The organism is Kitasatospora sp. NPDC054939 (assembly GCF_053610105.1).
In genome coordinates this window covers 1-6,240 of sequence record NZ_JBSGXP010000245.1, presented here as the reverse complement: position 1 = coordinate 6,240, position 6,240 = coordinate 1, and the positions used below count along the sequence as shown (strand labels likewise).

Annotated in this window: 5 protein-coding genes and 1 pseudogene; 1 reads left to right on the top strand and 5 read right to left on the bottom strand. The window is 73.5% G+C overall.

The window, feature by feature from the left end:
• Positions 1-731 (bottom strand): annotated as a pseudogene (locus ACWGB8_RS37375) (isopropylmalate synthase); the annotation flags it as partial.
• A gap of 294 nt (positions 732-1,025) precedes the next feature.
• On the opposite strand from ACWGB8_RS37375, the gene ACWGB8_RS37370 reads away from it, so the two are divergent.
• Positions 1,026-1,844, top strand: coding sequence for an arylmalonate decarboxylase (locus ACWGB8_RS37370; RefSeq protein WP_452218121.1), 819 nt, complete (start codon positions 1,026-1,028; stop codon positions 1,842-1,844).
• A 180-nt stretch (positions 1,845-2,024) separates the two neighbouring features.
• Here the strand turns inward: ACWGB8_RS37370 and ACWGB8_RS37365 are convergent, their stop codons facing one another.
• The 4 genes from ACWGB8_RS37365 to ACWGB8_RS37350 form a co-directional block, all read right to left on the bottom strand.
• The gene (locus tag ACWGB8_RS37365; protein WP_452218120.1) at positions 2,025-2,687 is read right to left on the bottom strand and encodes a response regulator transcription factor; all 663 of its coding nucleotides are present in this window, start codon (positions 2,685-2,687) and stop codon (positions 2,025-2,027) included.
• A 252-nt stretch (positions 2,688-2,939) separates the two neighbouring features.
• Positions 2,940-4,142, bottom strand: coding sequence for an LLM class flavin-dependent oxidoreductase (locus tag ACWGB8_RS37360; protein WP_452218119.1), 1,203 nt, complete (start codon positions 4,140-4,142; stop codon positions 2,940-2,942).
• The gene (locus ACWGB8_RS37355; protein WP_452218118.1) at positions 4,139-5,575 is read right to left on the bottom strand and encodes an NtaA/DmoA family FMN-dependent monooxygenase; all 1,437 of its coding nucleotides are present in this window, start codon (positions 5,573-5,575) and stop codon (positions 4,139-4,141) included. Before ACWGB8_RS37355 ends, ACWGB8_RS37360 begins: the two co-directional genes overlap by 4 nt.
• A 153-nt stretch (positions 5,576-5,728) precedes the next feature.
• Entirely contained in the window at positions 5,729-5,950 is a 222-nt protein-coding gene (locus tag ACWGB8_RS37350) for a BTAD domain-containing putative transcriptional regulator (protein ID WP_452218117.1), read from the bottom strand.
• Positions 5,951-6,240 lie beyond the last annotated feature (290 nt).

Here is a 6,240-nt window from a genome sequence, read left to right as displayed (position 1 = left end):
AGGTGGGACAGGTCGTAGCGGTGGTCGCCGTGGATGACCCGCAGCGAGGTGAGGACCTCGGCCAGCGGGGCGTTCCCGCCGCGCTCGCCGACCCCGCCGACGGTGGCGGAGATCCAGGCCGCGCCGGCCTCGAACGCGGCCAGCGAGTTGGCGACCGCCAGTCCCAGCATGTTGTGCGAGTGGATCTCGATCTCGGAGCCGTCGATCGCGGTCAGCGACCCGATCAGGTCGCCCATCTGCCCGGGCGACAGCCAGGCGACGGTCTCGGCGAGCCGGAAGCGGTCCGCGCCCGCCGCGAAGCCCGCCGCCACGTACTCGACCAGCCGGCCCCGCTCGGTGCGGGCCCCGTCCTCGCCGCTGAACGTGACGTGCAGCCCGCGCTCCTTGCTCTGCTCGATCGCGGCCCGGGCCACCGCGTTGAGGTACTTGGTGCTGGTGGAGGCCAGTTTGAGGCCGGCGTGCTCCTCCGAGGTGGGGATCGAGAGCATCACGGAGCGGACGCCGAGCCGGACGGCCTCGTCGAGGGCCTTGGCCACCTGGTGGCGGTCGCGGACCACGACCAGGGTCAGGCTCCGCTCTGGCCCGACGGCCTCGTGGGTGGCCAGCACCAGGTCGGCGTCGGCCGAGGAGGGGCCGGAGACCATCCCCACCTCGACCAGTTCGACCCCGGTCCTCACGAGCAGTTCCGCGATGGTCGCCGCCTCTTTCGCGGTGAACTCGACGCCGGCCATGTGCGCGGAATCCCGGAGGGTTGCATCGGAAATGAGCGGAAGCCTCGATCGGGGATCTGAAACTCCCATGGCATTCACTCCTCGGTGGGCTGTGGGGCAGGGACGTGACCAGCCTCTTTGCTCGGAGGGGGAACGTCAAGAGCGGTTGTGTCAGACCTTCGTCAAGAATTGTCAGAAGAATGTCGGAGGGTTGACAATTCGAACCCGGGGGGCTGCTGCCGGATCCCGGACGAGCTATTCTCAAATCCCGCCGCCCCCTGCCCGCGCTATCCGCGCAGTGAACGGAGAATTGTCATGGGTGTTTCCCCGACGCCCCGCATCGGGATTGTCGTCCCACCCGAGAACCCGACCGCGGAGCCGGAGTTCACCCGCTATTTCGGCTCCCGGGCGTTCCTGCACACCGCCCGCTTCCCGGTGCTCCCCGGCGTCCCCCTGCGGGACACCCTGGAGGCCTGGAACGAGGCCCTGCCGGGCAGCCTGGACAGCTTCGGCGCGCTCGCCCTGGACGCCGCCGTGGTCGCCTGCAGCGCCTCCCACTACCTGCTCGACCCGGACGGCGACCGGGCGTACTGCCGCGAACTCGGCGAGCGCGCCGGCTTCCCCGTGCAGTCCTCGGCCGGCGCCGTGCTGTCCCTCTGCGCGGCCCTCGGCATCACCCGGCTGACCCTCGTCTCGCCGTACGAGCCCTGGCTGACCGAGGTGTCGCGCGGCTACTGGGAGAAGGCCGGCCTGACCGTCGACCGGGTGGTGCAGGTGACGGCCGGCGACCTCCACGACCCGTACCTGGTGACCACCGAGGACCTGCTGGGGCAGCTGTGCCGCGCCGGACTGCCGGGCGGTGCCGGAGTGCCCGGCGACGGGGGCGCGCTGCTGTTCACCGGCACCGGGATGTACACCCTGGAGGCCCTGGAACTGCTGGAGGCGCCGGAGACCCTGACGGCGCTGGAGGAGGCGGGGGGCTCGGACCGGCCCGCCGGCACGCTGCTGTTGAGCTCCAACCTGGCGAGCGCGTGGTGGGCGCGGCGGGCGGCGGGGGTGTCGGGCGGCCCCGGGTCGCCGGACCGCCGGGGCCTGCACCCGCTGCTCGGGCGGCTGGCGGAACTCGCAGCCTGAGCGGCCTGACCGGCCTGACCGGCCTGAGCGGTCTTTGCGGCCTGAGCGGCCCCGAGTGACCCGGGCGACCTGCGTGACCCGGGCGGCCCGCAGGGCCTGGGCAGCGGCCCGGGCGCCCACGATCCCCGCAGGTGCCGCGCGGCCCGGACGCCGGCGCGGCACCTGCGGTTCCGCTGCGTGTCAGCCGTGCCCGAAGCGGTAGCCCACCCCGCGCACGGTGATGATCCAGCTCGCCGCGCCGAGTTTGGCGCGCAGGCTGCTGACGTGGGTGTCGAGGGTGCGGCTGGAGTCCAGCCAGTCGCAGTCCCAGACCCGGGCCATCAGCTCCTTGCGGGAGAGCACCGTCTCCGGGTTGGCGGCCAGCAGGTAGAGCAGCTCGAACTCCTTGGCGGTGACCTTGACCGGCCGCTCGTGCATCCGGACCACCCGGGTGCGGCCGTCGATGTGCAGCGGCCGGCGGGAGATGGACGGCGGCGCCGCGGGGTGCGGGCGGGTGCGCCGGAGCACCGCCTCGATCCGGGCGATCAGCTCGCGCGTCCCGCAGGATCTTCGGACGCTGTCGTCGGCGCCGGACTGCAGCGCGAGGATCCGGTCGACCTCGCCGTCCCCGTCCGCGAGCGCGATCAGCGGGGTGTCGCCGGCCGCCCGGACGGCGCGGCAGATCTCCAGGCCGTCGATGTCCGGCAGATTGAGCGTCAGCAGGACGAGGTCGGCATTCTGCAGCCGTTCCAGTGCGGCTTTCCCGGTGCCGACGCCCTCGGCTTCGTAGCCCTTCCGGCGGAGGTCGCGCACCAGTGCAGCAGCGGTTTCGGCGTGGGCCTCGGCAACAAGGACGTGTACCATCTCCGGTCAGCGCTCCCGGCGGATTGTCGGTGGATTCTCGGTGGGGTCGATGGGGCCGGTTCCCGGAATGCGAGGGGGCCGGTCGGCACGGTGCGGGAGCGGTGTACGGGAAGCGCCGGACCGGGGATCCGTCCGACCGGGGGGCAGGGCCGCCGGGAATTCCGGGCGGCCCGGCCCGGAGATTCTCGGTGCGAATCCGGGGCGGGACCGGAAGGAATTGCCCGGCTCCGGCGGTCCGTGGTGCCGAACGGTTCAGCGGGCGCCGGCGTACCGGCCGGCGGGGCGCGGCAGCCCGAGGTGGCCGCGCAGGGTGTCGCTGCGGTAGGCGGTGCGGAAGGCGCCGCGGCGCTGCAACTCGGGGACCAGCCCCGTGGTGACGGCCCGCAGGTCGTGCGGGAGGGAGCCGGGGCGCAGCCGGAAGCCGTCGAGTCCGGCCTCCCGCCAGTCCAGCAGGAGGTCGGCCAGTTCGGCCGGGGTGCCGGTGAAGACCTCGGCGTCGGAGGTGAACTCGGCGCCGTCCAGGCCGTCCAGGTGCTCCTTGCGGCGGGCGGAGGCGCCGGGCCGGTCGTCGAGGAACACCACCAGGTCGGCGAAGGTCTTCAGCGGGTGGTCGGCCGGGCGGCCGACGTGCGCCTTGGCCTCCTCGACCTCGGCGAGGACGGCGGCGGTGCCGGCCCGGGAGTGCGGGGTGAGGTAGACCAGGTCGGCGCCCCTGGCGGCGAGCCGGTAGGGGACGGCGGCGTGGGCGAGCGTGGTGACCAGGGGCTGGCCCTGCGGGGAGCGCGGGGTGATGGAGGGGCCGCGCACCGAGAAGTACCGGCCCTCGAAGTCGATGTGGTGCAGGCGGTCGCGGTCGAGGAAGCGCCCGGTGGCGGCGTCGCGGATCTCGGCGTCGTCCTCCCAGCTGTCCCAGAGCCGGCGGACCGCCTCGACGACGTCGGCGGCCTCGTCGAAGAGGTCGCTCAGGCGGGCGGCGATCAGGGCCGAGTCGGCCAGGTCGTCGCCGGTGACCTGGGGCGTGGTGCGCCGGCCGAAGTGCGCGGAGTCGGCGGCGCGGGAGGTGATCTGGGGCCGCCAGCCGGCCCGGCCGAGGCTGGCGTGGTCCAGGGTGGCGATGCCGATGGAGAGGTGGAAGGGCTCGGTGTGGGTGACGTTGGTGGTCGGCACCAGGCCGATCCGGGAGGTGAGCGGGGCGACCCGGGCGGCCAGCAGGACGGCGTCGAGTCGGCCGCGGACCTGGTCGGTACGGTCGTCGGGGCGCTCCAGGGACGCGGACTGCAGGGCGAGGGCGTCCTCGAAGGTGACGAAGTCCAGCAGTCCGCGCTCGGCCTCGGTGACCAGGTCGCTCCAGTAGCGGGCGCCGAACAGCTCGGCGGGCCGGGCGTCGGCCGCCCGCCAGGCCGCGGGGTGCCAGCCGGCACCCTCCAGAGCGACGGCGAGGTGGAGCTCGGTCACGATGCCTCCTTCGCGGCGGCGGTGCGGTGGTCGGGGGCAGTGCGGTTCCCGGCAGCCGTGCCGGTGTCCGCGGCGGTGGTGCGGTGGTCGGGGGCGGTGCGGGACGGGCGGGGGCCCTGGGTGCCGAGGTGGTCGCGCAGGGTGTCGCCGCTGTAGTCGGTGCGGTACACGCCCTTCTCCTGGAGCAGCGGCACCACCCGGTCGACCAGGTCGTCCAGCCCGTCCGGCGTCAGGTGCGGGACCAGGATGAAGCCGTCGGCGCCGCCCGTCCGGACGAACTCCTCCATCGCGTCCGCGACTTGGCGCGGGGTGCCGATGAAGGTCTGGCGGCCGGTGGCCTCGGTGACCAGCTGCCGGACGCTCCAGCCCTTGGACCCGGCCAGCTCCCGCCACTTCCGGGCGGTCTCGGCCCGGCCGGTGCGGAAGGTGGAGTGGCCCCTGAGCAGCAGGTTGTCCGCCTCCGGTTCGACGGCGGGCAGCGGGCCGTCGGGGTCCAGGCCGGGGAACTCCCGGCCCCACAGCGCCTCGACCCAGCTGACCGCGGTCTGCGGACTGATCTGCCGCCGGCGGATCTCGGCGGCGATCTCCTGTGCCTCCGCGGGGGTGTCGCCGAGGGCGTAGGTCGCGGTGGGCAGGATCTTGAGGTTCTCCGGGGCCCGCCCGTACGCGGGCAGACGGCGCTTGACGTCCCGGTAGAAGGCGCGGGCGTCGTCGATCCGGTCGTACTTGCTGAAGATGATGTCGGCGTCGGAGGCGGCGAACTCCCGGCCCTCGGAGGAGTCGCCGGCCTGGATGATCACCGGGTGGCCCTGCGGCGGGCGCGGGGTGGAGAAGCGCCCGGCGATGTCGAAGTGGGTGCCGCGGTGCTCGAAGCGGCCGGCTCCCGGCCGGACGAACTCGCCGCCCGCCGGGTCGGCCAGGACGTCGTCCTCGCCCCAACTGTCCCACAGCTCGCGGACGGTGGCTAGGAACTCGGCTGCCCGCGTGTACCGGTCGGCCTCGGCGAGGAAGCCGCCGCGGCGGAAGTTCTCGCCGGTGAAGGCGTCGAAGCTGGTGACCACGTTCCAGGCGGCGCGGCCCTCGCTCAGGTGGTCCAGGGTGGCCAGCCGCCGGGCCACCTCGTACGGTTCGTTGAAGGTGGCGTTGACCGTGGCGGCCAGCCCGAGCCGGGTGGTGACCGCGGCCAGGGCGCTCAGCACGGTCAGCGACTCCGGCCGCCCGGCGACGTCGAGGTCGTAGACCTGCCCCTTGTGCTCGCGCAGCCGCAGGCCCTCGGCGAGGAAGAAGAAGTCGAACTTGCCGCGTTCGGCGGTCTGCGCGAGCCGCCGGAAGGACTCGAAGGCGATCTGGCTCTCCGACCGGGGATCGGACCAGACGGTGGTGTGGTGGATGCCGGGCAGCTGCGCGGCGAGGTGGATCTGCTTCTCGGGCACGGCGGGGCTGCTTCCTGTCGGAGGGGTCGGGGGGAGGGGGGTGCGTCCCCGACCGTCAGCGCGCCTTGGCGAGGGCTCAACAATCGTGCATTCGTGCTGTTCGTGCGGGCAAGGCTTTCAATGCAGTGTTCACATTCCCGAATTGACCACTCATCAGGCCGACTTGCCGGGGCGCCGCCCGGCCCCTTCGTGCCCCTCCCACCGGCCGTCGGCGCTCAGCGGGACAGCGACGGCTGGGGGTGGTGGGGCACCCACCAGCGCGGCCAGCGCCGTACTGGGCTCCACGCCGAGCTGCTCGCGCAACACCCGCCGGCAGGCAGCGAACTGCCGGACCGCCTCGACCACGTTGCCCTCCGCCAGGTGCGCCCGGATCACCGCGCGGTGCGAGCTCTCCCGCAGCGGCTCCGCCCGGACGGCGGCCAGCGACGTACACGCCCGGAAACGTGGGTGCGACGGGCATGAGCGCTCCTCTCCTCGGGGGACGCCGTCAGTTTCCCGGGGGACCGTCACTACGCCGTCTGCCGTAGCGTCACATCGGCGTCACATCGCCGGAGTTCACCCGATCGGTCGTATGCGGATGCGGCTGTGCCGGCGAGCCGCGGGGTGAGGGAGCGCGGGAGAGCGGGAATGCAAAAGAGGCCGGGGTCGGCGCACCGTGTGCGCCG

What these genes read in the sequence shown, in the direction of transcription:
- ACWGB8_RS37370 (WP_452218121.1), top strand. Translation starts at nt 1,026, where the DNA reads ATGGGTGTTTCCCCGACGCCCCGCATCGGGATTGTCGTCCCACCCGAG.
- ACWGB8_RS37365 (WP_452218120.1), bottom strand. Translation starts at nt 2,687, where the DNA reads ATGGTACACGTCCTTGTTGCCGAGGCCCACGCCGAAACCGCTGCTGCA.